24 protein-coding genes are annotated in these 24,874 nt (G+C 69.0%); 9 read left to right on the forward strand and 15 right to left on the reverse strand.

Annotation, left to right across the window (positions count from 1 at the left end; genetic code table 11):
- Window positions 1-9: 9 nt before the first annotated feature.
- The gene (locus LZK98_RS18245; RefSeq protein ID WP_233783935.1) at window positions 10-1,326 is read right to left on the reverse strand and encodes a pyruvate dehydrogenase complex dihydrolipoamide acetyltransferase; all 1,317 of its coding nucleotides are present in this window, start codon (window positions 1,324-1,326) and stop codon (window positions 10-12) included.
- Between the two features lie 118 nt (window positions 1,327-1,444).
- Between LZK98_RS18245 and LZK98_RS18250 the strand changes: the two genes are divergently transcribed.
- Together LZK98_RS18250 and LZK98_RS18255 are read left to right on the forward strand one after the other, a co-directional pair.
- Window positions 1,445-1,900, forward strand: coding sequence for a universal stress protein (locus LZK98_RS18250; protein WP_233783936.1), 456 nt, complete (start codon window positions 1,445-1,447; stop codon window positions 1,898-1,900).
- Between the two features lie 4 nt (window positions 1,901-1,904).
- Window positions 1,905-3,197, forward strand: coding sequence for a M28 family metallopeptidase (locus tag LZK98_RS18255; RefSeq protein ID WP_233783937.1), 1,293 nt, complete (start codon window positions 1,905-1,907; stop codon window positions 3,195-3,197).
- Window positions 3,198-3,254: 57 nt separating this feature from the next.
- Here the strand turns inward: LZK98_RS18255 and LZK98_RS18260 are convergent, their stop codons facing one another.
- From LZK98_RS18260 to LZK98_RS18285, 6 genes are all read right to left on the reverse strand, one after another.
- Window positions 3,255-4,304: an RcnB family protein gene (locus LZK98_RS18260; protein WP_233783938.1), complete on the reverse strand. Its 1,050-nt coding sequence runs from the start codon at window positions 4,302-4,304 to the stop codon at window positions 3,255-3,257.
- A gap of 130 nt (window positions 4,305-4,434) precedes the next feature.
- Window positions 4,435-4,917 carry a GAF domain-containing protein gene (locus LZK98_RS18265; protein ID WP_233783939.1) on the reverse strand — a complete coding sequence of 161 codons (483 nt, stop codon included), beginning with the start codon at window positions 4,915-4,917 and terminating at the stop codon, window positions 4,435-4,437.
- Between the two features lie 129 nt (window positions 4,918-5,046).
- The gene (gene arfB / locus LZK98_RS18270) at window positions 5,047-5,451 is read right to left on the reverse strand and encodes an alternative ribosome rescue aminoacyl-tRNA hydrolase ArfB (RefSeq protein WP_406693485.1); all 405 of its coding nucleotides are present in this window, start codon (window positions 5,449-5,451) and stop codon (window positions 5,047-5,049) included.
- The gene (locus LZK98_RS18275; RefSeq protein ID WP_233783941.1) at window positions 5,444-6,091 is read right to left on the reverse strand and encodes an RluA family pseudouridine synthase; all 648 of its coding nucleotides are present in this window, start codon (window positions 6,089-6,091) and stop codon (window positions 5,444-5,446) included. The genes arfB and LZK98_RS18275 overlap by 8 nt, the downstream gene beginning before the upstream one ends.
- Window positions 6,092-6,212: 121 nt before the next feature.
- Window positions 6,213-6,815 carry an NAD(P)H:quinone oxidoreductase gene (gene wrbA / locus LZK98_RS18280; protein WP_233783942.1) on the reverse strand — a complete coding sequence of 201 codons (603 nt, stop codon included), beginning with the start codon at window positions 6,813-6,815 and terminating at the stop codon, window positions 6,213-6,215.
- A gap of 63 nt (window positions 6,816-6,878) precedes the next feature.
- Window positions 6,879-7,598: a pirin family protein gene (locus tag LZK98_RS18285; protein ID WP_233783943.1), complete on the reverse strand. Its 720-nt coding sequence runs from the start codon at window positions 7,596-7,598 to the stop codon at window positions 6,879-6,881.
- 199 nt (window positions 7,599-7,797) lie between these two features.
- Between LZK98_RS18285 and LZK98_RS18290 the strand changes: the two genes are divergently transcribed.
- From LZK98_RS18290 to LZK98_RS18300, 3 genes are all read left to right on the forward strand, one after another.
- Entirely contained in the window at window positions 7,798-8,730 is a 933-nt protein-coding gene (locus LZK98_RS18290) for a LysR family transcriptional regulator (protein WP_233783944.1), read from the forward strand.
- Between the two features lie 113 nt (window positions 8,731-8,843).
- Window positions 8,844-9,557 (forward strand): response regulator transcription factor CtrA, encoded by a 714-nt coding sequence (ctrA, locus tag LZK98_RS18295; protein ID WP_233783945.1) that lies wholly within the window; start codon window positions 8,844-8,846, stop codon window positions 9,555-9,557.
- A 131-nt stretch (window positions 9,558-9,688) separates the two neighbouring features.
- Complete coding sequence (locus LZK98_RS18300; RefSeq protein ID WP_233783946.1) at window positions 9,689-10,975, forward strand: acetamidase/formamidase family protein; 1,287 nt, start codon at window positions 9,689-9,691, stop codon at window positions 10,973-10,975.
- On the opposite strand, the gene LZK98_RS18305 is transcribed toward LZK98_RS18300, so the two are convergent.
- The 3 genes from LZK98_RS18305 to LZK98_RS18315 all read right to left on the reverse strand — a co-directional run bounded on the left by LZK98_RS18305 (window position 10,972) and on the right by LZK98_RS18315 (window position 14,214).
- A complete protein-coding gene (locus LZK98_RS18305; RefSeq protein WP_233783947.1) occupies window positions 10,972-11,619 on the reverse strand; it encodes a PilZ domain-containing protein in 648 nt (215 codons plus the stop codon). The two genes, LZK98_RS18300 and LZK98_RS18305, sit on opposite strands and share 4 nt — an antisense overlap.
- A 126-nt stretch (window positions 11,620-11,745) precedes the next feature.
- Complete coding sequence (locus LZK98_RS18310; protein ID WP_233783948.1) at window positions 11,746-12,387, reverse strand: PilZ domain-containing protein; 642 nt, start codon at window positions 12,385-12,387, stop codon at window positions 11,746-11,748.
- A 135-nt stretch (window positions 12,388-12,522) separates the two neighbouring features.
- Entirely contained in the window at window positions 12,523-14,214 is a 1,692-nt protein-coding gene (locus tag LZK98_RS18315) for an amidohydrolase (RefSeq protein ID WP_233783949.1), read from the reverse strand.
- 71 nt (window positions 14,215-14,285) lie between these two features.
- On the opposite strand from LZK98_RS18315, the gene LZK98_RS18320 reads away from it, so the two are divergent.
- Window positions 14,286-15,110 (forward strand): DUF4163 domain-containing protein, encoded by an 825-nt coding sequence (locus LZK98_RS18320; protein WP_233783950.1) that lies wholly within the window; start codon window positions 14,286-14,288, stop codon window positions 15,108-15,110.
- Between the two features lie 130 nt (window positions 15,111-15,240).
- Here the strand turns inward: LZK98_RS18320 and LZK98_RS18325 are convergent, their stop codons facing one another.
- Window positions 15,241-16,107, reverse strand: a complete 867-nt coding sequence (locus tag LZK98_RS18325) for an NAD(P)-dependent oxidoreductase (RefSeq protein WP_233783951.1) — start codon at window positions 16,105-16,107, stop codon at window positions 15,241-15,243.
- A 54-nt stretch (window positions 16,108-16,161) separates the two neighbouring features.
- On the opposite strand from LZK98_RS18325, the gene LZK98_RS18330 reads away from it, so the two are divergent.
- Window positions 16,162-17,406, forward strand: a complete 1,245-nt coding sequence (locus LZK98_RS18330) for a threonine ammonia-lyase (protein WP_233783952.1) — start codon at window positions 16,162-16,164, stop codon at window positions 17,404-17,406.
- A gap of 333 nt (window positions 17,407-17,739) precedes the next feature.
- Window positions 17,740-18,522: an arginyltransferase gene (locus LZK98_RS18335; protein ID WP_233783953.1), complete on the forward strand. Its 783-nt coding sequence runs from the start codon at window positions 17,740-17,742 to the stop codon at window positions 18,520-18,522.
- Between the two features lie 187 nt (window positions 18,523-18,709).
- Here LZK98_RS18335 and LZK98_RS18340 read toward each other — a convergent pair whose 3' ends face one another.
- Together LZK98_RS18340 and LZK98_RS18345 are read right to left on the reverse strand one after the other, a co-directional pair.
- On the reverse strand, window positions 18,710-19,315 hold the full coding sequence (locus LZK98_RS18340) for a thioredoxin family protein (RefSeq protein WP_233783954.1): 606 nt from the start codon (window positions 19,313-19,315) through the stop codon (window positions 18,710-18,712).
- A 14-nt stretch (window positions 19,316-19,329) separates the two neighbouring features.
- Window positions 19,330-21,339 (reverse strand): protein-disulfide reductase DsbD family protein, encoded by a 2,010-nt coding sequence (locus tag LZK98_RS18345; protein WP_233783955.1) that lies wholly within the window; start codon window positions 21,337-21,339, stop codon window positions 19,330-19,332.
- 78 nt (window positions 21,340-21,417) lie between these two features.
- Between LZK98_RS18345 and LZK98_RS18350 the strand changes: the two genes are divergently transcribed.
- The gene (locus LZK98_RS18350) at window positions 21,418-23,049 is read left to right on the forward strand and encodes an alkaline phosphatase family protein (protein WP_233783956.1); all 1,632 of its coding nucleotides are present in this window, start codon (window positions 21,418-21,420) and stop codon (window positions 23,047-23,049) included.
- A gap of 155 nt (window positions 23,050-23,204) precedes the next feature.
- Here the strand turns inward: LZK98_RS18350 and mmsB are convergent, their stop codons facing one another.
- Window positions 23,205-24,092: a 3-hydroxyisobutyrate dehydrogenase gene (mmsB, locus tag LZK98_RS18355; RefSeq protein WP_233783957.1), complete on the reverse strand. Its 888-nt coding sequence runs from the start codon at window positions 24,090-24,092 to the stop codon at window positions 23,205-23,207.
- 2 nt (window positions 24,093-24,094) lie between these two features.
- Window positions 24,095-24,871: an enoyl-CoA hydratase gene (locus LZK98_RS18360; protein ID WP_233783958.1), complete on the reverse strand. Its 777-nt coding sequence runs from the start codon at window positions 24,869-24,871 to the stop codon at window positions 24,095-24,097.
- Window positions 24,872-24,874: the final 3 nt, after the last annotated feature.

Genomic DNA, 24,874 nt, shown 5'->3' on the forward strand with positions numbered 1-24,874 from the left:
GACGCCGTCTCAGGCGACGAACGCCAGCGGAGCCTCGACCAGCTCCTTGAACACCTTCATCAGTTCGGCCCCGTCGGCGCCGTCGATCGCGCGATGGTCGAAGCTGCCGGTCGCCGACATGACGGTGGCGACGCCGAGCGCGTCGTCGACGATGTACGGCCGCTTCTCGCCGGCGCCGATCGCCATGATCATGCCCTGCGGCGGATTGATCACCGCCTCGAACTGCTTGATGCCGTACATGCCCATGTTCGACAGGCTGGCGGTGCCGCCCTGATATTCCTCGGGCTTGAGCTTGCCTTCCTTCGCGCGGCCGGCGAGCTCCTTCATCTGCGTCGAGATGGAGGCAAGGCCGGCATTGGCGGCGTCGCGGATGATCGGGGTGATGAGGCCCGACGGCGTCGACACCGCGACCGAGACGTCGGCGCGCTGGTAGCTGACCATCTCGTTGCCGAGGAAGGTGACGTTGCACTTCGGCACCTGAACCAGCGCGACGCCGAGCGCCTTGATCAGCAGGTCGTTGACCGACAGCTTCACCCCGCGCGGCTCGAGTGCCTTGTTGAGCTCGCCGCGCAGCTTGAGCAGCGCATCGAGGCGGATGTCCACCGTCAGGTAGATGTGCGGGATCGTCTGCTTGGCCTCGGTCAGGCGGCGCGCGATCGTCTTGCGGATGTTGGAGAGCTTCTCGACCTCGTGCGGGATGGTCTCGTCATACCAGACCGGCTTGTGCTCGGCAGGCGCGGCGGCGGGAGTCGCGGCGGCAGCGGCCGGCGCCTCGGCGGGCTTGGCGGCGGTAGCGGCGCCGGGCTTGGCGCCCTCGACGTCGGCCTTGACGATGCGGCCGTTGGGGCCGGAGCCGGCGACGGTGGCGAGATCGATGCCCTTGTCCGCGGCGATACGGCGGGCGAGCGGGCTGGCCTTCACGCGATCGCCCGATGCGGCGGGAGCGGGTGCCGGTTTCGATTCGGTTGCGGCAGGAGCCGGCTTCGGAGCCTCCTCGGCCTTGGGTTCGGGCGCCTTGGCCTCCTCCTTGGCGGGAGCAGCCGCCGGCGCGGGCGAGGCCGATGCCGCGGCGGAGGCATCCTCGCCTTCCTCGGCCAGGATCGCGATCACCGCGCCGACCTTGACGCCATCGGTCCCCTCGGGGACGACGATCTTGGCGATCGTACCCTCGTCGACCGCCTCGAACTCCATCGTCGCCTTGTCGGTCTCGATCTCGGCCATGATGTCGCCGGACTTGACCGTGTCGCCTTCCTTGACGAGCCACTTGGCAAGCGTGCCCTCCTCCATGGTCGGGGACAAAGCGGGCATCTTGAGTTCGATCGCCATGAGTGACTCTTCTTTCTCCTGGGGGCGGGGCCTCCTTTGCGCCCGACCCGCTCCGGGTCAAGACTTGCGCGAACAGTCGACCCGCGCCACGTAACGCCTGAGACGGGGGAGAAGGATCATGCGCACCTATCTGGTGGTGGTCGACGACAGCCCGGAAGCCGAGGCGGCGTTGCGGTTCGCGGCGCGGCGCGCGGTCAAGACCGGAGGCAACGTGCTGATCCTGGCGCTGATCCCGCCGGCCGAGTTCGTGCAATGGGGCGGCGTCCAGGCAACGATCGAGGAAGAGGCGCGACTTCATGCCGAGGCGCTGGTCGCCGGCGCCGCGGGGACATTGCTCGACGAATCGGGGGTGGTGCCTTCGATCGTGGTCAAGCAGGGCGACGGGCCCAAGATCGTGCGCGAGATGATCGCCAGCACGCCCGACATCGCCGCACTGGTGCTGGGCGCCGCCGCGAGCGGGGCGCCGGGGCCGCTCGTCACCCATTTCGCCGGTGCGGATGCCGGCAAGCTGCCGGTGCCGGTGATGATCATCCCCGGCTCACTGGACCGCGAAGCCATCGACCGGGTGAGCTGAGGCGATGCGGATCGTCCTCATCGCCGCCGCGCTCCTTCCCTTCCCCGCCGCCGCGCGCGAGGCGCCGAGTCCGGAACGGCTCAAGGCCTCCGTCGAGAAGCTGGTGAGCTTCGGCACGCGCCACACGCTCTCATCCTCCACCGATCCCAGGCGCGGGATCGGCGCCGCGCGGCGCTGGGCGGCAGGAGAGTTCGAGCGGATCGGCAAGGGCTGCGGCGGCTGCCTGCATGTGGAGACTATCGAGAAGGTCTTCACCGGCCCCCGCGCGCCGGACGGGGTCAACATCGTCGACGTGCTCGGCGTGCAGCAGGGCAGCGAGCCCGGGCGCGTCGTCATCGTCCAGGGCCATATCGACAGCCGCGTCAGCGACGTGATGGATGCCACCAGCGACGCGCCCGGCGCCAACGACGATGCCTCGGGCGTCGCGCTGGTGCTGGAGGCGGCGCGCATCCTCTCCAAGGAGAAGTTTCGGGCAACGATCATCTACGCCGCCCTATCCGGCGAGGAGCAGGGGCTGTTCGGTGGGCAATTGCTCGCCGAGACCACCAAGGCGCGCGGATGGAAGGTCGACGCGGTGCTCAACAACGACATCGTCGGCAACACCATCGGCCAGAACGGCCAGCGAGTCGCGGACCGGGTGCGCGTCTTCTCCGAAGGCATCAGGACGGCGGAGGACCTGCCCGCCCAGCGCGCCCGGCGCGGCAACGGCGGCGAGGACGACGGTCCCAGCCGCGCGCTGGCCAAGGCGATCGACGGAGTCGCGGCGACCTTGCCGGGCGGGCTCGACGCGTTCCTGGTCCGCCGGCCCGATCGCTTCGGGCGCGGCGGCGATCATGAGCCGTTCCTGAAGCTCGGCTATCCGGCGGTGCGCTTTTCGGTGGGGATCGAGAACTACACCCAGCAGCACCAGAACCTGCGCACCGAGAACGGCATCGCGTACGGCGATACCGTCGACAAGATGGACTTCCCCTATCTGGCCAAGGTGACGGCGATCAACGTCGCGACGATCGCGCGACTGGCGGGAGCCCCTTCGGCACCGGAGGAGGTGGTGATCGGCGGCGCGCTGTCGAGCGATACCGACGTCCGGTGGAAGCCGGTCGCGGGCGCCGCGCGCTACCGCGTCCATGTCCGCCGCAACGATGCGCAGGACTGGCAACGTGCCGTCGACGTCGCGGGCGGCGAGACGGGAACCAAGCTCAAGGACGTGATCGTCGACGACGTGTTCGTCGGCGTGTCGGCGGTGGCGGAGGGTGGGGCCGAGAGCCTGGTGACGTTCGCCGGGCGCGCTGCCCCCTGAGCGCGCCCGGCGGTGGGGCTGGGCCGGAAAGGAGAAAACGGCCCGCCCTCTAACGGATCAACGTCGCAGGTACTTGCACTTGCAAGCGGCTCTGCGCACGACCTTGCGGTAGGTGCGCACCGGCGCGGCCTCATAGACATATTCGGTGGTGGTCGTGGTGGTCGTCACCGCCGGGATCACCGTCACCGTGGTGACGCTGCCATAGGGGCCGGGCACCACCGTCGTGTAGGGCTGGGCGCCGCCGGCGTAGACGTGATGTCCGCCGTAATAGGGCGCCGGCTGCACCACCTCCGCCGGCGGTGCGTACACCACCGGCGGAGGCGGATACGCCCCCCCGGGATAGCCTGGCTCGGGATAAGGTGCGCCATAAGGCGGTGGCGGTGGCGGTGGCAGGTCGCGGCGCCGACGATGATCGTCCTCGGCCTTGTCGATCAGGCCACCCGCGAGCGCGCCGACCCCGGCCCCCAGCAGCGTGCCGCCGAGCTTGTCGCCATGTCCTGCGATCACATTGCCGGCGACGCCGCCCACCACGCCGCCGATCACCGCACCGCCGACGCCATCGTCGCGACGCTCGGGAGGCGGAGGTGGCGGATAGGGTGCACCGGGTTCATAACCCTCGTCATAGGCATAGCCCTCGTCGGGATAGGCCTGGTCGCCGTCGTAGCGGTCCCAGTCGATCCCGCCGACGCTGTCCTGGACGCGGCCATAGCCGTCGACGAGCACGGCATCGTCGTAATAGCGCACCCAGTTGTAGCCATAGGGCGGCGCGCCGAGGCCATAGGTCGCGAAGTCGGTGACGTAGAAGGTCGGCGCGAACCAGTAGCGCGGCAGCACCCAGCCGCGCACCGGCCGGCGATAGGCCCCCCAGCCGCCGGGCGCATAGACGCCGGCATACCAGCGGCCGTTGACGCGACCGCCCCAGCGGTGGTGCCCCGGCATCGGGCGCGGCCGGTTCCAGTTGCCGCCGTGCCAGCCCTGCGGCCGCGCCGGCATCGGCGTCGTCCGCGGCGGACCGCTCCACTGGCCGCGCGGCGCCCGCTGCGCCTCGGCGGGCGCGGCGACGGCGATTGCGGCGACTGCGGCGGCTGCGATCCAATAGGCACGCATCGTCAAAGCGTCTCCCCTGCTGGCGCCAGCCTCCCCACCCGGCAGCCACGGTTAATCCCTGGCCGGAGTGTAAGCCATCGCCGCCGCAGGGGCGACGGCGATGGATGGTTAACGACTGTCCCGTTTAGGGTCAGACCATCCGGGGTGCGAGCAGGCGCACCAGCGCCTCGCAGCCGGCCGCGTCGCCGGCATCGAAGCGCGCGGGCGACGGGCTGTCCAGATCCAGGACACCCAGCAGCTCGCCCTGGTGGACGATCGGCACCACCAGCTCGGAACGGCTGGCGGCATCGCAGGCGATATGGCCGGGGAAGGCGTGGACGTCCTCCACCAGTTGCGTCTCGCGGGTTTGGGCGGCGGTGCCACATACGCCCTTGCCCATGGGAATGCGGATGCAGGCTGGCTTGCCCTGGAACGGGCCCAGCACCAGCTCGCCGTCGACCGCGCGATAGAAGCCGGCCCAGTTGAGGTCGGGCAGATACTGCCAGATCAGCGCGGCGGCATTGGCCATGTTGGCGATCGCATCCGGCTCGTCCGCGGTGAGCGCGTCGAGCGCGGTTTCGAGATCGCGGTAGAGCTCGGTCTTGCTGCCGGCGGCAATGGCGAATTCGTACATTGCTTGTTCTTCCCCGTCACCCGGCGTTGTGCCGGGGTCCATCTACCGCAGGCGCACTGCTCACGGATCGAGCGTTGCATGTGCGGCGCCGTGGATGCCGGAACAAGTCCGGCATGACGAATTTTAGGGCTAATCCAGCCGCACCTTCCCCCGTCCCGCCTTCACCGCGCTGCGCCCCTTCTTCTCGTCGACGCGGCGCGCCTTCGCGGCCTTGCTGGGCTTGGTCTTCACCCGCTTGGCCTGGCGGACGTGCGCTTCGGCGATCAGCTCGGCGAGGCGGGCGCGGGCGTCCTCGCGGTTGGCGTCCTGGGTACGGAAGCGGCGCGCGGTGATGACCAGCTCGCCGCCCGCGGTCATGCGGGTGCCGGCGAGCTGCTTCAGGCGCTGATAGGCGTGGGGCGGCAGGCCGAGGCGGAACACGTCGACGCGCAGCTGCACCGCGGTCGCGACCTTGTTGACGTTCTGCCCGCCGGGACCGGAAGCGGCGAGGAACTTCTCCTCGACGATCGCGTCGGCGATTCGCTCCTCAGCCACCATCGGCGAAGCCCTCGAAACGGGCCGGCAAGGGCGCCTCGGCATGGACGTCGGGCTTGCCCGGTCGGGGTAGACGAATCTCCGCGGCGTGGAGCAGCAAGTAGGGACCGTCGCGGCCGTAGACGCGGTCCCCGACGATCGGCAGCCCCAGCCCCTCCGCGGCATGGACGCGGAGCTGGTGGGTGCGGCCCGTCTCGGGCAGGAACTCGACCAGCGCGCGATCATCGCGGACGGTGACCGTGCGCCAGCGCGTCACGGCCTTCTTGCCGTTGGGACTGCCCGTCATTCGCCAGCCGGCCTCGCGCGTACTCACCTTGGCGAGCGGCAGGTCGATCACACCCTCCCCACGTTCCGGCACGCCCTCCAGCACCGCGAGATAGCGCTTCGTCACCTGTCCAGCCTCGAACGCCTGGCCGAAGCGTTTCACCGCGCCCGGATTGCGCGCGAGCAGCAGGCAGCCGGAGGTGTCGCGGTCGAGCCGATGCACCGCGACCGGCAGGCGGCGGAAGCCGAAGGTCAGCTCGTCCGCCATCGATTCGACGCTGGGCGAGCGATCGCGCGGGCGGTCGACCGGCAGGCCCGCAGGCTTGTCGAGCACGATCGCCTCGCCATCGAGGAAGAGGATGCGGTCCGCTAGCATCGGCCCGCTATACATATCCCCTCCCGCAAGCGGGAGGGGTTCGGGGAGGGCTTGCGGAGGGGGGAGCCGGACCCTCCCCGATTCCCGGTCCCGCGAGGGTACGGGACCGGGCGGGAGCAGGTTACGCGGTCAGCTTGGCCGCGACCTCGGCGATGCGACGGCCCTGGTAGCGGGCGCCGTCGAGGTCCTTGGCACTCGGCTGGCGGCTGCCGTCGCCGCCGGCGACGGTGGTCGCGCCATAGGGGGCGCCGCCAACGATCTCGCTGATGTCCATCTGCCCGGCGTGACCATAGTCGAGGCCGACGATGGTGAGCCCGAAGTGCAGCAGGTTGGTGATGATCGAGAACAGCGTCGTCTCCTGCCCACCATGCTGGGTCGCGGTCGAGGTGAAGGCGCCGGCGACCTTGCCGTGCAGCGCGCCAGTCGCCCACAGGCCACCGGCGGTGTCCCAGAACGCCGCCATCTGGCTCGCCATGCGGCCGAAGCGGGTCGGCGCGCCGACGATGATCGCGTCATAGGCCTTGAGCGCGTCGGGACCCTCGATCACCGGATGAGGGCTATTAGTCTTGAAATGCGCCGCCTCGACCACCGCCTGCGGCGCCGTTTCCGGCACGCGCTTGATGTCGACCTCGGCGCCGGCGCCGCGTGCGCCCTCGGCGACCGCTTCGGCCATCTGCTCGATGTGGCCGTAGGAGGAATAATAGAGAACCAGGACCTTGGGCATGTGACGTGCTCCCTTGAAAGAAGCCGCCGTGCCGGCACCGGCCGGGCACGACGGCATTGCGGATTATTCGGCGTCGACCAGGACGATCTCGGCGTCCTCGATCGCGGTGATGGTGACGGTCTGGCCGCCCGACAGCGCCGCGCCGTCGCGGGCCTCGAAGCGGGTTCCCTCGATCTCGATCGCGCCCACGGCGGGGACGAGATAGGCATGGCGCCCCTCGCCGACGTTGTGGGTCACGCTCTCGCCAGCCTTGAGCGTCGCGCCGAGCACGCGGGCATCGGCCCGGATCGGCAGCGCGCCCTCATCGTCGGCGAAGCCCGAAGCAAGCGTCACGAACCGGCCGGAGCGATCGCCCTTGGGGAAAGGCTTGGCGCCCCAGGAGGGCTGGCCGCCCGCGCGCTTCGGCTCGATCCAGATCTGGAACAGCGTCGTCGTCTCGCCTTCCAGATTATATTCGGCATGGCGCACGCCCGTGCCCGCGCTCATCACCTGGACGTCGCCCGCGCCCGTGCGGCCCTGGTTGCCCATCGAATCCTGATGGGTGATCGCGCCTTTGCGGACATAGGTGATGATCTCCATGTCGCGATGCGGATGCGGCGGGAAGCCGGAGTTCGGGGCGATCTCGTCGTCGTTCCATACGCGGATCGCGCCCCAGCTCTCGCGCTTGGGATCGTAATAATTGGCGAAGCTGAAGTGATGGCGGGCGTTGAGCCAACCATGGTCGGCATGACCCAGGCTGTCGAACGGACGCCGTTCGATCCTGGCCGCGGTGGTGGTGGTCATCGCAAATCTCCCTTGGTTGCCGGCAAGATAGGCGAGGCCTGGATCGCGTAAATGGAAACGTTGGAAACGGATTGTTTCCGCCCTGGGCAGAAGGTAGTGAAACGTCATCCCGGACTTGATCCGGGATCCAGAGTCACAGGCGACCCGGCGTTTGACCCTGGATGCTGACTTTCGTCAGCATGACGAAAGGAGCCTGGCGATGCGCCTTCCCGATTTCGAAGCCTGGGCGGTGTTCGCCTGTGTCGTCGAGCACCGCTCGTTCAGCGCCGCGGCCGAGGCGATCGGCGTCAGCAAGGCGACCGTCTCCAAGGCGGTGGCGCGGCTGGAGGCGTCGCTCGGCACGACCTTGTTCCACCGCACCTCGCGCCGGCTGTCGCTGACCGAGAGCGGCAGGGCGCTCGCCGAACGCGCCCAGCGCATCCTCGCCGAGGCGCAGGCGGCCGAGGAGGCGGCGCACGATGCCGCCACCGCACCGGCCGGGCTGATCCGCGTGGCGGCGCCGCTGGCGTTCGGCATCCGCTATGTGGCCAAGGCGGTCGCCGATTTCCTCGCGGCCTATCCGGCGGTGGAGATCGATCTTCGCCTGTCCGACGCCAAGGTCGATATCGTCGCCGAGGGATTCGACATCGCGCTGCGCATCGCCGACCTGCCGGACAGTTCGCTACGCGCCCGCCGGCTGGCGCCGATCGCCGGACGGACGGTGGTGGCGCCCTCCTATCTCGAGAAGCACGGCACGCCGCGCCACCCGGCTGAGCTCGGCGAACATCTGTGCCTGCGCTATGCCAATCTCGCCCAGCCGAACCTGTGGCATTTCCGCAAGGCCGACGGCGAGGAAGCGGCGGTGCGCCCGCACGGCCCCCTTCTCACCGACAGCGGCGACGCGATGCTGCCGACCCTGCGCGCGGGCCTCGGCATCGCGCGGCTACCGGATTTCATCGTCGACGAGGACCTTGCGCGCGGGACGCTGGTCGAGATCCTGCCGGACTGGGCGACGATGGGCATCGCGCTCCACCTGCTGACGCCGCCGAGCGCGCTTCGCCCGGCGCGCGTCGAGGCGCTGATCGAGCATTTCGCGACGGTGTTCAGGACATTGTGCGCCGCCCCGCTCAGCACCCCGCGACTCGCCGGTTAACTCCGGTTAGGGGGAAATTAACCTTTTGCCTTCAGACACGCTTAGGTTAATGCTTCGCCTCAATGCGCAGCGGCCGAGGGGGGCCGTTGTCGTCCGGGCAAGGGGACCAACGGATGCGCGTGCTGCTGATCGAAGACGAGCCGACGACCGCGAAGGCGATCGAGCTCATGCTCAACACCGAGGGCTTCAACGTCTACACGACCGATCTGGGCGAGGAAGGCTTGGATCTCGGCAAGCTCTACGACTACGACATCATCCTGCTCGACCTCAACCTGCCGGACATGCACGGCTATGACGTGCTCAAGAAGCTGCGCGTCGCGCGCGTGCAGACGCCGGTGCTGATCCTGTCGGGCGTCAGCGAGATGGACAGCAAGGTGCGCTCGTTCGGCTTCGGCGCCGACGACTATGTCACCAAGCCGTTCCACCGCGAGGAGCTGATCGCGCGCATCCATGCCGTGGTGCGCCGGTCGAAGGGCCATTCGCAGTCGGTGATCCGCACCGGCAAGCTGGCGGTGAACCTGGACGCCAAGACCGTCGAGGTCGACGGCGCCCGCGTGCACCTGACCGGCAAGGAATATGCGATGCTGGAGCTGCTGTCGCTCCGCAAGGGTACCACGCTGACCAAGGAGATGTTCCTCAACCATCTCTACGGCGGCATGGACGAGCCGGAGCTCAAGATCATCGACGTCTTCATCTGCAAGCTGCGCAAGAAGCTCAGCATGGCGACCGACGGCGAGAACTACATCGAGACCGTCTGGGGCCGCGGCTATGTGCTGCGCGATCCGGAGGATCAGGTGGTGGCGATGCCGGAAACGCAGGTCGCCTGATCGCATTCTCCGCAAGGAAGCTTCAAAAGGGTCGTCGCTTCTTCACCGAAGCGGCGGCCCTTTCCCGTTCATGGCCGCTTCACCTCTGTCCGTCATTTGATTACGACTGTAGTCAAATGGGTAGAATAACGATGCGCAATACGATCATCGCAATGCTGGCGGCGCTTCTCGTCCCGTCACCGGCGCTGGCCGAGAGCGAGCAATGGATCGTCGCCGTCGACCTGTGGGGAAACACCGCCTATTCGACGCTGACCATCGATCGCGACGGCGAGCGTATCTCGGGCAACCTTGATGGCGATCGCGTCGAAGGGGCCGTATCGAAGCGTAAGCTGGAGTTCACGGCCGCCGACGCCAAAGGCGCCCCCTCGCGCTTCACGGCCACGCTTTCCGGCGACCGGGCGAGCGGTGAGGCCGAGATGCCCGACACCAACGACGCCGCCCGCCGCGTCCGCCACGCCTTCATCGCACGCCGTATCCCCGATCGCCCCGCCGGCGGACCGCGCGTGATCGATTTCCGGCCGACCGACTTTTCCAACGCTTTCGACCCGCATCGCGCGCCGGTGACGACGATCTGGCCCGGCGACACCGTCCGCACCTCGACCATCGACTCGGGCGGCGTCGACGCGGCTGGCGTCACCCGCGCGCTGTTCGGCAACCCGCAGACCGGCCCGTTCTTCGTTGCCGGCGCGGCGCCCGGCGACACGCTCGTCGTCACGATCAAGCGGCTGGCGCCCAACCGCGACTGGGCCGACAGTCTCGACGCGGTGGTCGGCCGCGCCGCCGGCCTTGCTCTGGCGAAGCAGCTCGACGGTCTCGGCAAGCCGGTCCGCTGGCGGCTCGATCGCACGCGCGGCACCGCCTCGCCGGAAGGCGCGGAAGGGGCGCTCAAAGACTATGCCGTGCCGCTGCGCCCGATGCTCGGCGGCCTCGCCGTGGCGCCCGGCTTCGGATTCCAGCCGGTCTCGACCGGCGATACCGGCAATTTCGGCGGCAACATGGACTTCAACGAGGTGGTCGAGGGCAACCGTGTCTACCTGCCGGTACAGCAACCGGGCGCGCTACTCTATCTCGGCGATGCCCACGCGCTGCAGGGCGACGGCGAGACCACGCAATACGCGCTCGAGACCTCGATGGACGTCGAATTCTCGGTCGATCTCGTCAAGGGCAAGCGGATCGCGATGCCGCGGGTCGAATCGCCGACGGAGATCATGGTGCTGGGCCAGGCCGGTTCACTCGACGACGCGCTCAAAGCGGCGAACACCGGCATGATCGCATGGCTGCGCGCGGACTATGGCATGACGCTGTCGCAGGCGGCGCAGGTGATGGGCAGTGCGGCGAAGTTCTCGATCGCCAATCTCGCCGGACGCAGCGTGGGCGTTGCGGCGAAGCTCGACAAGTCGCTGTTGCCACGGCGCTAGCCTCGGTCCGTCCATGGGTACTCGGCCGCCCAGCGCGCGAGCGTCTCCAGCGCGAGCGGGCGGTCGAAGCGCACGCCCGCGCGGCGGCCGTCGCACCAGCGGACGACGCCTTCGAGGATCGGCAGGCCGGCGATACGGAGCACCACCGGGTCGTCGACCGCGGCCCATTCGGCGGCATCCACCTTGGCGCCGCCTTGCGAGATGTCGTGCACCAGCACCGGCCGATAGACGATTCCGCAGCGGATCAATGCCGGTGCGCCGACCGCCAGGCGTGGCTGGCGCGGCACCGGGCCGTCCGGCGGCTGGGCCGCGCCCGCGAGCAGCCGCTCGACGTCGATATGCTCAGTGAATTGAATGCCGGCATCCCCGCCCCGGACCCAGCGAATGTGGCCGGGGATCGTCGGTCCCGCCTTGAGCTCGATCGCCACCTCCTCTCCCACCGCGATCGGCGCATAGAGGCGTGCCATTGCGCCACCGGCCGAGATGTTGCGGATCAGGCAGAGCCCCTCGCGGCCGCCGCAGACGATGCGGGCGGCGCGGAATATGGTGGCATAGCGCTGGTCGGTGCGACGATCGCACAGCGCAGGCACGCGTCCGGGGCCGCTGAACAGCGCCACTCGACGGTCCTGGCGTAGCTCGTCCATCCGCGAAGCCTTTCCCGTGGCTCCGCGCTGCCGGCGGTCAGCCGGAGCCTGGCTCGCAAAACTCGGTTTCGTATCCTGCCGGAACCTTAAGCAAGGCTCCGAAATCGCGCGATCCGCCGACGGCCGCTATTGCGAGCGTTCGGTCTCCGCCGCCCATTTCGCGAGCGTCTCGAGCGGAAGCGGCATCTCGAAGGCGACGCCGGCGTGCTCCTCGTCGCGCCAGCGGACGATGCCCGTGAGCGGCGGCAGGCCAGCGACGCGGAACACCAGCTTCTGACCCTGTTCGGTGGTCGGCAGCGCGCGGAACTTGAGACCGCCCTGCGAGATGTCGCAGACCTGCACCGGATAGACGCGGACGCCGCTGCGCATCATCGCCGGCAGGCCCACGCCGAGCCGGGGTGCGCGCGGCTCGAACTGGCCGGCGACGTCGTCCTCACCGGCCAGGAAGCGCACGATCTCCAGCTTCTCGTCGAACTCGACGCCGGCGACCTCGCCGCGCGTCCAGCGGACGATGCCGCTGAGCTTGCGGCCCGACTTGAACTCGATGACCACTTCCTCGCCGACACGCGCCGGCGAGTAGAAATGGGCCATGACGCCGCCCGAGGAGATGTTGCGGATCACGCACAGCTCGTCGCCGTGCGTGCGCACCACCTTCGCCACGCGCAGCACGGTGACGTGCCGGCGATCGCCGCGCCGTTCCGGGGCGGACGCACCATGACCATCGACAGCAATGCCGCCGGGCGCGCTGTTCCTCAGATTCTCGAACACGGCCGATCCACGTGGTGACCGCGTACCCCGGGGGCCACCATTGGCTCCGGTTCGGACGCGATTACCGCAAACAAATTTTGTCGGTGAAAGGTTAACGAAAAGTAAATTTCAGGCGAATCGCCCCCGGAAGTGGAATCATTTCCGCTCCCACACCTTCTCCCCGCCGACCCAGGTTTCGAGCACCTTGATCGCGCGCAGCTCGGCGGGGCCGGCGAGCGTCGGATCGCGGTCGACGATGATGAAGTCGGCGCGCATTCCCGGTGCGAGCGTACCGAAGCGGTCCTCGGCGAAGCCGGCATAGGCCGCGTCGGAGGTGAACGCCTTCCACGCCGCCTCCCGGCTCAGCTTCTCCTCCGGACGCCAGCCGCCGGCCGGCTCGCCCTTGGCATCCTCCCGCGTGATCGCGACCGCCCAGCCGACGAAGGGATTGGGGCTCTCGACCGGATAGTCCGAACCGAACGCCAGCCGCGCGCCCGTCTTCTGGATCGAAGCCCAGGCATAGGCCCCGCCGAGCCGCTGCGGCCCCAGCCGCGTCTCGGCCATCCGCCAGTCGCTCGCCTCGTGCACCGGCTGCATCGAGGCGATGGTGCCGTGCTTGCCGAACTTGGGGAGGTCGAGCGGGTCGACGATCTGGGCATGCTCGATGCGCCAGCGGCGGTCGCCCTTGTAAGTGTTCGACAGCTCCTCGATCGCGTCGAGAACCTGTTGGTTGGCGCGGTCGCCGATCGCATGGACCGCAATCTGGAGGCCGTCCATCGCGCCGCGGCTCATCATGTTGAGCAGTTGGTCGTCCTTGAGGAAAGTGAGGCCGGTATTGCCCGGCGCGTCGGCATAGGGCGCCTTGAGCCACGCCCCGCGCGAGCCGAGCGCGCCGTCGGCATAGAGCTTGATCCCGCCCATCCGCAGCCGATCGCCGTAGAGCCAGGGCGTCGGCCCGGTGCCGCCGACCTTGAGTGCGGTCTCCACCCCGCTGCCGTAGGACATGATGCGGATGCGCAGATATCCGGCATCGCCCATGCGGCGATAGACCAGCCAGTCGTCCAGGCTGGTGCCCATGTCGGCGGTGGCAGTGATGCCGAGGCTGAGCAGCGCCTCCTGCGCCTTCAGGAACGCCATGTTGCGGTCGAGCGGGGTCGGCGGCGGCAGCTTGGCCTCGATCAGCGCCTTGGCAGCGTCGACGAACACGCCGGAGGGCTGGCCGTTCGGCAGCCGCTCGATCCTTCCGCCGGGCGGATTGGGGGTCTTGGCGGTGATGCCGGCCTCGCGCATCGCCGCGCCGTTCGCCCACCCGGCGTGACCGTCCGCGCGCTCCAGATACACCGGCTTGTCGGCGACCGCGGCGTCGAGATCGGCGGCAGTGGGGAAACGGCCGAGACCCCACACCTCCTGGTTCCAGCCGCCACCGACGATCCAGGCGCGCGTCGAATTGGCGGCGGCATAGGCGCGGACGCGCTGCTGCGCGTCGGCGAGCGAGGTCGAGCTGAACAGGTCGAGCTCCATCGCGCGCTTGCCGAGGTCCATGACATGGCCGTGCGCGTCGATCATGCCGGGGATGGCGACGCGGCCCTTCATGTCGGCGCGCCAGTCGAGCTTGTCGGGGCGCTTGTCGAACTTCTGGAGGAGCCGCACCACCTTGCCGTCGGGCGACATCAGAATGCCGGTGAAGCGGACCTGATGTCCGTCCTTGTCGAGCGTGACGCCGTCGACATTGTCGACCAGCGCGTCGGCATGGACCGGCGCTGCGGCGAGGAAGGAGAGAGCGGCAAGGAAGGACGCGCCCCATTTGCGCGATCCGGTCGAATGCACGAAGCGGCTGGAGACCTGCATGGCTCCGCCATATGGTGAAGCCGGCGATTTGGCGAGAGTTTGACGAGAGAGCGATGCGAGCAACCCATTCGATGACCCTGATCCTGGCCGGATTGGCACTGACGGCGTGCGGCGGGAAAGCGCCTGCGGGCGGCAATGCCGCGAGCGCGGAAAGTGTCGCGAATGTGGCCGCCACGCCCGCCAACGTCACAGCCGCGACGCCGGCTCCGACACCCACGCCGACCGCTGCGGCGAGCGAGACCACGCTCAAGACCGAGGATTACAGCTTCACCTACAGCTATCCCGCCGCCGCGGCGGCGATCGTGCCGCTCCGCCTATGGCTCGACAAGGATCGGGACGAGCTTCGCACCACCCTCGCCAAGGACAGCGCCGACGCCCGCGAGCAGAGCAAGAGCGGCGATTTCAGTTTCAATCCCTATGATTCGAGCACCGAATGGAAGGTGGTGACCGAAACGCCGCGCCTGCTGAGCCTTTCGGCGGAGATCTACGAATTTTCCGGAGGCGCGCACGGCAATCCGGGCTTCCGCTCGTTGGTGTGGGACAAGACCGCCGACCGCCGCCTCGACCCGGCGGAGCTGTTCACCTCGAAGGCGGCGATCCAGACGGCGATCGGGAATGCCTTCTGCAGGCGGATCGACGCCGAGCGCGCGAAGCGGCGCGGCGAAGCGGTGGATCGCTCCTCCGACGATCCGTTCAGCCAATGCCCCAGGGTCGAGGAGGCGACGCTGATCCTGGGATCGACGAACCGGCAGACGGTCAACCGGATCGGCCTGCTGGTTGGCCCCTATGTCGCAGGGCCCTATGCCGAAGGATCGTACGACGTGACGCTGCCGGTCACGCCGGCGCTGCTGCGTGCGGTGAAGCCGGAGTATCGGAGCGCCTTCGCGGCGCGGTAAGGGTCACCCCGGACTTGTTCCGGGGTCCACTGGGCGGTCAGATGCTGGCTTCGGTTCCAGCCGGGACCTCAACGCTGGTCCTTGCGGAACAGTGGATGCCGGAACAAGTCCGGCATGACGGTTCCGTGCTTTACCGCGCAATCCGCCGCACCAGCGCGCTGGTGTCCTGGCGGCCGCCGCCCATGTGCTGCACCTCGGCATAGAACTGGTCGACCAGCGCCGCGACCGGCAGCAGCGCGCCGTTCACCCGCGCCTCCTCCAGTGCCAGCCCCAGGTCCTTGCGCATCCAGTCGATCGCGAAGCCGAAGTCGAACTTGTCCTCGCCCATCGTCTTCCAGCGATTGACCATCTGCCAGCTCTGCGCCGCTCCGCCGGAGACCGCCTCGAACACCTTGTCGAGATCGAGCTCGGCCGCCTGGGCGAAGCGGAGCGCCTCGCTGAGGCCCGCCAGCACTCCGGCGATCGCGATCTGGTTGACCATCTTGGTGGTCTGTCCCGCACCCGGACCGCCGACATGGACGATGCGCGCAGCATAGGCGTCGATGATCGGCCGCGCCGCCGCCATCGCCTCGTCCGAGCCGCCGCACATGATCGAGAGCGCGCCGTTCTCCGCCCCCGCCTGGCCGCCCGACACTGGCGCGTCGACGACGAGCAGCCCTCGCGCGGCCCCCTCTTCGGCGAGCCGGCGGGCGATGATCGCCGAGACGGTGGTGTGATCGACGAACAGCGCGCCCGGCGCCATCGCCGCGAAGGCGCCGTCGGGGCCGAGCGTCACCTCATCGAGGTCCGCGTCCCGCCCGACGCAGCTCACCACCACCTGCTTGCCCCTGGCGGCTTCCGCCGGCGTCGCGGCCAGGGTACCGCCATGCTCGGCGACCCAGGCTTCCGCCCTGGCGCGGGTGCGGTTGTAGACGGTGACATTGTGCCCGGCGGCGGCGAGGTGGCGGGCCATCGGAGCGCCCATCACGCCCAGCCCGAGATATGCGATGTCGGCCATATGGGCCGCATAAGCGGCATTCCCCCGCGGCGCCAGATGGTCTAGGCGGCTCCGATGGCTACTCGTCCCGTCCGCAGCTCCGAACCGCTTCCCGTCACCATCGAGGATGTCCGGGCGGCTGCGATGCGGATTCGGGGCGCGGTGGTGCGCACGCCGACGCTGCACAGCAAGACACTGAGCGACCTCACGGGCGCGACCGTCTACCTCAAGTTCGAGAACCTCCAGTTCACCGCCGCCTACAAGGAGCGCGGTGCCCTCAACACGCTGCTCCAGCTCGATGCGGACGCGCGGGCGAAGGGCGTGATCGCCGCCTCGGCCGGCAATCATGCGCAGGGCCTCGCCTATCACGGCGCCCGGCTCGGCGTGCCGGTGACGATCGTCATGCCCAAGCCGACACCGACGGTGAAGGTGATGCAGACGCAGAGCCACGGCGCGACGGTGATCCTGGAGGGCGAGAGTTTCGACGACGCCTATGCCCATGCCCGCAAGCTGGAGGCGGAGCGCGGCTACACCTTCGTCCATCCCTTCGACGACCCGCGCATCATCGCGGGGCAAGGAACCGTCGCGCTCGAGATGCTCGAGGACGCGCCCGAGATCGACACGCTGATCGTCCCGATCGGCGGCGGCGGGCTGATCTCCGGCATGGCCGTGGCGGCCCGCGCGGCGCCTCGCGAGGTCCAGATGATCGGCGTCGAGGCCGAGCTCTACCCCTCGATGTACAACCGCCTACACGGCACCAGCATGGCGTGCGGCGGCGACACGCTGGCCGAGGGCATCGCGGTCAAGGAGCCTGGGGTGATCACCTCGCAGTTCGTCGAGGCGCTGGTCGACGACGTGCTGCTCGTCAACGAGCGACGGCTGGAGGAGGCGCTGAGCCTGCTGCTCCAGATCGAGAAGACGGTGGTCGAGGGCGCCGGCGCCGCCGGCCTCGCCGCGCTGCTCGCGTTCGGCAGCCGCTTCCGCGGGCGCACGATCGGCATCGTGCTGTGCGGGGGCAACATCGACACGCGCCTGCTCGCCAACGTACTGCTGCGCGACCTCGCCCGCTCGGGGCGGCTCGCGCGCCTGCGCATCCGGCTGCAGGACCGGCCGGGCGCGCTCTATCATGTCGCACGCATCTTCGACCAGGAAGGCGTCAACATCATCGAGGTCTATCACCAGCGCGTCTTCACCTCGCTGCCGGCCAAGGGGCTGATCACCGACATCGAATGCGAGACGCGCGACCGCACGCATCTCGACCGGCTGATCGCGGCGCTCCGGCAGGCGCATTACGAAGTGAGCCTGGTCGAGCTCGCCTGAGAATTGCCTGCCGTCATCCCGGCGAAAGCCGGGATCTCCATCGGCAGGCGAACGGCTCATGGCACGAGATCCCGGCTTTCGTCGGGATGACGGTCGGAAATATGAGTCGGACCGAATCATATCCGCGACGAAACGAGTCCCGCGACACTTCCGCCCGAATCGCGATTCCGGCACATTATGGCGGGCGCGCCAGTTCCCCCGTTTCGCGCGCCCACCTTCCCTTCGGCGCCTTGTTAACCCTCTTTCGTGGTAAAGCGCCTTTTCATCACGATTCCTCCGTATCATAGTAGCTTCCGAACAACGCATCGGGCGTTGGGTCCGGGGTTTGGATCGGTGACTGCACCTTTTCGTTTTCCGCGTTTCTTCGTCACCGCGCCCTCGCCGTGCCCCTATCTGCCCGGGCGGCAGGAGCGGAAGGTCTTCACCGAGCTCAACGGCCAGCACGCGAGTGAGCTCAACGACGCGCTCGGCCGGATCGGCTTCCGCCGCAGCCAGTCGGTCGCCTATCGCCCGAGCTGCGCCGGCTGCGCCGCCTGCGTCTCGGTCCGCGTCGTCACCGAGGGCTTCAAGCCCAACGCGACCCAGCGCAAGCTGCTGCGCCGGCACGAGGACCTGGAAGCCCACGCCTGCCGCCCCTGGGCGACCGACGAGCAGTTCCAGCTGCTGCGGCGCTATCTCGCGACGCGCCATCCCGGCGGCGGCATGGCCCAGATGGACGAGGGCGATTATGCCGACATGGTCGAGCAGAGCCCCGTCAACAGCTACGTCGTCGAATATCGCGAACCCGCAACGGAGGGGAAACGCGGCCGGTTGATCGGCGCTTGCATCACCGACCGGCAGGCGGACGGGCTGTCGATGATCTACAGCTTCTTCGACGCCGACGATCCGGAGCGCCCGAGCCTTGGCAACTACATCATCATGGATCACATCCTGCGCGCACGCGACGCGGGACTCCCCTATGTCTATCTCGGCTATTGGGTGAAGGGGTCCGAGCGAATGGCGTACAAGACGCGCTACCGCCCGATCGAGGTTCTCGGCCCGAACGGCTGGGCCGCGTTTGACCCCGACGCCGACCCGGTCCCGCCGCATGCGCCGCGGGTGCGCGAGCTGGTTTGAGCGGCGAGGCCGAGAAAGAGAATCTTGTTCACGCGGAGGCGCGGAGGCGCGGAGATATACCGCCTGCTGCACCTTCAGCCGCGCCAGCGGCCTTTAGCCAGTCGATGAGGACAATGAGGTCTCGCTGACGCGAGACGGCACCGCTGGCGAGACATCTCCGCGTCTCCGCGCCTCCGCGTGAACCAGATCAGTCGGCGTACTTCACCGAACAGCCATAGGGCCGCGTCTCCGCCACCGACACCGGCTTGCCCGCCTTGAGCTCTCCCAGCGCCGCCAGCACATGGTTGCGCGCTCCGGCGATGTCGCCGACGTCGGAGGTCGGCTTGTCGTCGATACCGCCCTGGTAGACGAGCTTGCCCGAGCCATCGATGATATAGATGTGCGGCGTCGTCTTGGCGCCATAGCCCTTGCCGACCACGCCCTTGGGATCGAGCAGATAGTCGGTCGGCGTCGCCTTCGTCTTCTTGACGAACGCCTGCGCCTCGGCGCCGGTCATGTAGCCCTGCTTGCCCGGCGCGCCCGAGTTGATCGTCAGCCACACCACGCCATCGGCGCGCGCGGCGGCCTGGGTCTTCTGCATGTTGCCGCTGTTGTAGTGCTTCTGCACGAAGGGGCAGCCGGGGTTGTTCCACTCGAGCACCACGGTCTTGCCGCGGAACTGCGACAGCTCGACGTTGCGGCCGTTCATGTCGGTCAGGCGGAAATTGCCGGCCTGGGCGCCGACGGTCTGCTCGGCGCCGGCGGGCACTGCCAGCGCCATGGCAACGGCCAGGGTTGCGAAAGCCAGTCTCATCCTGTCTCTCCCTATCAGCCCCCCGCCCGCTCGATCAGCATCGCCTGGGTCAGCACCTGCGGCAGCACCTCAGGCTGCGAGCCGCCGCGACCATACCATAGATAGAGCGGAACGCCTGCCCGATTATGCGCCTCGATGAAGCGGCCGAGCGCCGGATCGCCGTCGGTCCAGTCGCCGACCAGCACCGCGACCTTGCCCTTCGCCAGCGCGTCGCGGACGGCGGCGGTCTCGATCACCGCCTTCTCGTTGACCTTGCAGGTGAGGCACCAGTCGGCGGTGAAATAGGCGAACACCGGCCGCCCCTCCGCCCGTAGCTGGGCGAGGCGGGTCTCGGAGAAGGGTTCGGTGCCGGCTACCTCGGCTGCGGCCTGAGCCGGCGCACGCGTGATCATGGCGACACCGGTGAGCGCTGCGACCACGGCCACCGTGCCCGGCAACCACGCGAGCGCGCGGCCTTTCGCCTGTCTCAGCCCCGTCCACCACAGCCCCGCCGCCAGCAACGCCGCGGCGGCAAGGCCGATCGTCATGCCACTGACGCCGGCCTCTTGCCCCAGCACCCAGGCGAGCGCGAGCGCGGTCAGGAACATCGGCACCGCGAGGATACGCCGCAGCGTCTCCATCCACGGCCCCGGCTTGGGCAGGCGCCGGCGGAGTGCCGGGATAAAGCCGATCGCCAGGAACGGCAGCGCGAGCCCGAGGCCGAGGCCAGCGAACACGGTGAGCGCGCCCCACCATGGCAGCACTAGCGCGGCGGCCAACGCTGTGGCCATGAACGGGCCGGCGCACGGCGTCGCCACGAAAGCGGCGAGCGCGCCGGTGGCGAAAGCGCCGCCCTTGCCGCTCGCCGCAAGCCGATTGGCCATACCCGGCGCGCTCAGTTCGAACAGCCCGGCGAGGTTGAAGGCGATCGCCGTCACCAGCAGCAGCAGGACGAAGATCACGCGCGGGTCCTGGAGCTGGAACGCCCAGCCGACGGTCGCGCCGCCTGCCCTCAACGCCAGCAGGATCGCGCCGAGCGCCACGCACATCAGCACCACCCCGGCGGTATAGGCGAGCGCCTCGCCCCGCGCGCCCTCGCCGCCCGAGCGGGCGAGGCTCAACGCCTTGAGGCTGAGGATCGGGAAGACGCAGGGCATGACGTTGAGGATCAGCCCGCCAAGCACCGCCCCGGCGAAGGCCGCCAGCGCCGCGCCCCAGGCCATCGCCTGCTGCGGCGCCGCTACGGCACCCGGAGTTGCGCGAACCGAGAAGCCTTGTCCCTCGCCGGTCGCCAGCACGCCCTCGACCGCAGGGGGTCCGCCAGCCTTGGCCTTGGTCTCGACCACCAGCAGGTCGCCCTCGCGCGACACCTTCTGCGGGGCGGCATAGTCGATCGCGCCGTCGGTCAGCGGGAAGAAATAGACGTCCTTCGCTGGTGCACCGGCCGGGAAAGGCACGCCGAGGCGGAAGGTGCCGCCGTCGATCGCGAAGCTTGCCGGGCTGCCCAGCGGCTTGGGCAGCGCCCGGCGCCAGCCGTCGAACTCAGCCCGGCGCTTGGGCGGGATCGCGCCGTCGCCGACGGTCAGCGCGGTCGCCAGCGTCGCGCTCTCGGGGACGCAGATCTCCTCGGTGCAGACGAGATAGTCGAGCTTGACCCCGATCGGCAGCCGCATGCCCGCCGCGAGGCCGGCGGGGAGCTTCAACGTCACGAACTGGGTGAACGGCCCCTCGTAGACATAGTTCATCAGGCCCGCGATCAGCAGCCGGTGCGGCACCGGATATTGGATCGGCCCAACCGTCACGCCGGCGGGCAGCGTCCAGTGCGCCTCGGTCTCGACGCCGGCGTCCCCGGGGTTCTTCCAATAGCCATGCCAGCCCGCCTCCGGTCGCGAGACAAAGGCCAGCGTCACCTCGCCCCCCGCCGCCGGACGGTCGGTCTCCGCCACCAGATCGATCGCGATATGCCGCTGTCCCGGCGTCTGCGCGATCGCCGGAATGGCTAGCCAGGCAGCGAGCGTCATCAACACGAAAGAAACCAGCCGCATCAGCATCCGCGTCCTTGCCGCCCCGCTCCCGCTCCCTCATAGCGCGTCCCGCGCCCTTTGCACTTCCGGAGACTGGATTTGAAGCTCGCTCCCTTCGCCGCCCTGGCCGCGCTTCTCGCCACGCCGCTCGCCGCGCAGGAGGCGCCCCCGCCGCCGCCCGCTCCCAAGCTGATCGTGTTCATCTCGGTCGACCAGTTCTCCGCCGACCTGTTCGCCGAGTATCGCAACCACTGGACCGGCGGCTTCGCACGGCTGCTGCAGGGCGCGGTGTTCCCCTCCGGCTACCAGAGCCATGCCGCGACCGAGACCTGCCCCGGCCATTCGACGCTGCTGACCGGCGATCATCCGTCGCGCACCGGCATCATCGCCAATGACTGGGTCGATCTCAAGACGGCGCGCGAGGACAAGACCGTCTATTGCGCCGAGGACGAGAGCGTGCCGGGCAGCAATTCGAGCGCCTATACCGTCTCGGACAAGCACCTGCGGGTGCCGACGCTGGGCGAGCGGATGAAGGCGGTAAATCCCGAGAGCCGCGTCGTCTCGGTCGCTGGCAAGGATCGCGCAGCAGTGATGATGGGCGGCCACAAGGTCGACGAGCTGTGGTGGTGGAACGGCAAGGCCTATGTGAGCTACGCCGGCCGCACCGAACCGGCCGCGGTGACGCGCGCCAACGCCGCGGTCGCGAAGCAGATCGCGACGGAGCAGCCGCCGCTCGACCTGCCCGACTTCTGCCGGCCGCACGACCATGCGGTCGCGATCGGCGCCGGCAAGACGGTGGGCACCGGACATTTCGCCCGGGCCGCGGGCAATGCCTCGGCCTTCCGCGCGTCGCCCGAGTTCGACGGCGCGACGCTGGCGCTGGCGGCGGCGCTGATCCAGGACATGAAGCTCGGCCGCGGCAGCGCGCCCGACATCATCTCGATCGGCGCGTCGGCGACCGACTATGTCGGCCACACCTATGGCACCGAGGGGGCGGAGATGTGCCTCCAACTCGCCTCGCTCGACCGCGACCTCGGCGATTTCTTCGCGATGCTCGATGCGACTGGCGTCGACTATGTGGTCGGCCTGTCCGCGGATCATGGCGGGCACGACCTGCCCGAGCGCAACCGCGAGGATGCCGCCCCGACGGCGCAGCGGCTCGATCCCGCACTGAGCACCAAGGCGGTGAACCAGATCGTCGCGACACGGCTCGGCCTGTCCGGCCAGCTGCTGTGGGGCGGCCCCGCCGGCGACGTGTGGATCGACCCCAAGCTTCCCAAGGCGCAGCACGACCGCGTGCTCGCCGAGACGGTGAAGACGATCGCCGCCTATCCTCAGGTGCAGGCTGTGTTCACCGCCGCCCAGATCGCCGCCACGCCGCGCCCACACACGCCGCCCGAGACCTGGACGCTGCTCGAGCGGGCGCGTGAGTCCTACGATCCGGAACGGTCGGGCGACCTGGTGGTGGCGCTCAAGCCACGGGTCACGCCGATCCCCGACCCGACCAAGGGCTATGTCGCCACCCATGGCAGCTTCTGGGACTATGACCGCCGCGTGCCGATGCTGTTCTGGCGCAAGGGGATGACCGGTTTCGAGCAGCCGCTGTCGGTAGAGACCGTCGACATCGCCCCGACTCTGGGGGCCCTGGTCGGGGTCAGGTTCGCGCCGGGTGATGTCGATGGACGTTGCCTTGATCTGGTGGCGGGGCCGGCGACGAGCTGCCCGAACTGATCAAATCCTCCCCGAGCTCGCTCGGGGAGGGGGACCGTTCGCGCCAGCGAATGGTGGAGGGGAATGCGGCAGACGAGTCGTTCGTAGCCTTTCCCCTCCACCACTCGCCTTCGGCGAGCGGTCCCCTTCCCCAAGCAAGCTTGGGGAGGAATGGATCACTTCTCCCCCTTCTCCAGCATCCTGATGATGCCGGAGAAGTCCCGCCCTGCCTCGCCCATGTCGACGAAGCGCTGATAGAGCTCGGCCGCCTTCGCCCCCATCGGCGTGTCGGCGTCGACGCTCGCGGCGGCGTCCATGGCGAGGCGCAGGTCCTTGAGCATCAGCGCGGCCGCGAAGCCGCCCTGATAGTCGTGGTCGGCGGGTGTCTCCGGGCCGACACCAGGCACCGGGGCATAGGTCGTCATCGACCAGCTCTGGCCCGAGCTGACCGAGGCGATGTCGAAGAACTTCTGCGGATCGAGCCCGAGCTTCCGGGCGAGCACGAACGCCTCGCAGGTCGCGATCATCGTCGCGCCGAGGATCATGTTGTTGCAGATCTTCGCGGCCTGCCCGGCGCCGTTGCCGCCGGCGTGGATCACCGCCTTGCCCATATCGGCCAAGAAGACCTCGGCCCGCTCAAACGCCGCCGCCGAGCCGCCGACCATGAAGGTGAGCGTGCCCGCATTGGCCGCGCCGATCCCGCCGGAGACCGGCGCGTCGACCGCCGTCAGCCCCTTGGCCGCGGCGGCCTCGGCGAGGCGGCGGGCAGTGGCGACCTCGATCGTCGAGCAGTCGATCAGCAGCGCGGTCTTGGCCGCATTGCCGAACACGGCCTCCTCATAGACCTGCTCGACGTGACGGCCGGCCGGCAGCATCGTGATCACCGCCTCGGCATCCTCGATCGTCGCCGCCGCGCTCTCGGCGGGGAGGCAGCCGGCCGACTTGGCGCGGGCCAGCGCCTCCGCCGACAAATCGAAAGCGCGGACGTCGTGCCCCGCCTTGGCAAGGTTCGCGGCCATGCCGCCGCCCATGTTGCCGAGCCCGATAAATGCGATGCGTGCCATCCCTATTTCCCCGTCCACTTGCCCGGCCGCTTCTCGACGAAGGCGGCCATGCCTTCCTTCTGGTCCGCGGTCCCGAACAGGCCGTGGAACAGCCGGCGCTCGAACTGCACGCCCTGGTGGAGCGTGGTCTCGAACGCGGCGTTCACCATCTCCTTGTTGGCGAGCACCGCGAGCGGCGCCATGCCGGCGATCGTCGTCGCGGTCTTCACCGCCTCCTCGACCAGATCGGCCACCGGCACGATGCGGCTGACGAGGCCGGCGCGCTCCGCCTCCTCGGCGTCCATCATGCGGCCGGTCAGGCACATCTCCATCGCCTTGGCCTTGCCGACCGCGCGCGTCAGCCGCTGCGAGCCGCCCATGCCGGGGGAGACGCCGAGCTTGATCTCGGGCTGGCCGAACTTCGCCGTGTCCGCCGCCAGGATGAAGTCGCACATCATCGCCAGCTCGCAGCCGCCGCCCAGCGCATAGCCGGCGACCGCGGCGATCACCGGCTTGCGGGTGGCGGCGAACCGCTCCCAGCCGGCGAAGAAGTTGCTGCCGTACATGTCGGCGAAGCCCTGGCGCTCCATTTCCTTGATGTCGGCGCCGGCAGCGAACGCCTTCTCGCTGCCGGTGAGGACGGCGCAGCCCTGTCCCGCGTCGGCATCGAACGCGGCCATGGCGTCCAGCAGCTCGGCCAGCACCTGGCTGTTGAGCGCGTTCAGCGCCTGCGGGCGGTTGAGCGTGACCAGCGTGACCGGCCCGCGCTGTTCGGCGAGGATGGTTTCGTATTTCGACATCAG

The sequence above is a fragment of the Sphingomonas cannabina genome (genome assembly GCF_021391395.1).
Classification (GTDB): Bacteria; Pseudomonadota; Alphaproteobacteria; order Sphingomonadales; family Sphingomonadaceae; genus Sphingomonas; species Sphingomonas cannabina.

Excerpts from the sequence above, each read along its gene's own strand:
- LZK98_RS18245 (WP_233783935.1), bottom strand. The coding sequence starts at position 1,326 with ATGGCGATCGAACTCAAGATGCCCGCTTTGTCCCCGACCATGGAGGAG.
- LZK98_RS18250 (WP_233783936.1), top strand. The coding sequence starts at position 1,445 with ATGCGCACCTATCTGGTGGTGGTCGACGACAGCCCGGAAGCCGAGGCG.
- LZK98_RS18255 (WP_233783937.1), top strand. The coding sequence starts at position 1,905 with ATGCGGATCGTCCTCATCGCCGCCGCGCTCCTTCCCTTCCCCGCCGCC.
- LZK98_RS18260 (WP_233783938.1), bottom strand. The coding sequence starts at position 4,304 with ATGCGTGCCTATTGGATCGCAGCCGCCGCAGTCGCCGCAATCGCCGTC.
- LZK98_RS18265 (WP_233783939.1), bottom strand. The coding sequence starts at position 4,917 with ATGTACGAATTCGCCATTGCCGCCGGCAGCAAGACCGAGCTCTACCGC.
- LZK98_RS18275 (WP_233783941.1), bottom strand. The coding sequence starts at position 6,091 with ATGCTAGCGGACCGCATCCTCTTCCTCGATGGCGAGGCGATCGTGCTC.
- wrbA (WP_233783942.1), bottom strand. The coding sequence starts at position 6,815 with ATGCCCAAGGTCCTGGTTCTCTATTATTCCTCCTACGGCCACATCGAG.
- LZK98_RS18285 (WP_233783943.1), bottom strand. The coding sequence starts at position 7,598 with ATGACCACCACCACCGCGGCCAGGATCGAACGGCGTCCGTTCGACAGC.
- LZK98_RS18290 (WP_233783944.1), top strand. The coding sequence starts at position 7,798 with ATGCGCCTTCCCGATTTCGAAGCCTGGGCGGTGTTCGCCTGTGTCGTC.
- ctrA (WP_233783945.1), top strand. The coding sequence starts at position 8,844 with ATGCGCGTGCTGCTGATCGAAGACGAGCCGACGACCGCGAAGGCGATC.
- LZK98_RS18300 (WP_233783946.1), top strand. The coding sequence starts at position 9,689 with ATGCGCAATACGATCATCGCAATGCTGGCGGCGCTTCTCGTCCCGTCA.
- LZK98_RS18305 (WP_233783947.1), bottom strand. The coding sequence starts at position 11,619 with ATGGACGAGCTACGCCAGGACCGTCGAGTGGCGCTGTTCAGCGGCCCC.
- LZK98_RS18315 (WP_233783949.1), bottom strand. The coding sequence starts at position 14,214 with ATGCAGGTCTCCAGCCGCTTCGTGCATTCGACCGGATCGCGCAAATGG.
- LZK98_RS18320 (WP_233783950.1), top strand. The coding sequence starts at position 14,286 with ATGACCCTGATCCTGGCCGGATTGGCACTGACGGCGTGCGGCGGGAAA.
- LZK98_RS18325 (WP_233783951.1), bottom strand. The coding sequence starts at position 16,107 with ATGGCCGACATCGCATATCTCGGGCTGGGCGTGATGGGCGCTCCGATG.
- LZK98_RS18330 (WP_233783952.1), top strand. The coding sequence starts at position 16,162 with ATGGCTACTCGTCCCGTCCGCAGCTCCGAACCGCTTCCCGTCACCATC.
- LZK98_RS18340 (WP_233783954.1), bottom strand. The coding sequence starts at position 19,315 with ATGAGACTGGCTTTCGCAACCCTGGCCGTTGCCATGGCGCTGGCAGTG.
- LZK98_RS18345 (WP_233783955.1), bottom strand. The coding sequence starts at position 21,339 with ATGCGGCTGGTTTCTTTCGTGTTGATGACGCTCGCTGCCTGGCTAGCC.
- mmsB (WP_233783957.1), bottom strand. The coding sequence starts at position 24,092 with ATGGCACGCATCGCATTTATCGGGCTCGGCAACATGGGCGGCGGCATG.
- LZK98_RS18360 (WP_233783958.1), bottom strand. The coding sequence starts at position 24,871 with ATGTCGAAATACGAAACCATCCTCGCCGAACAGCGCGGGCCGGTCACG.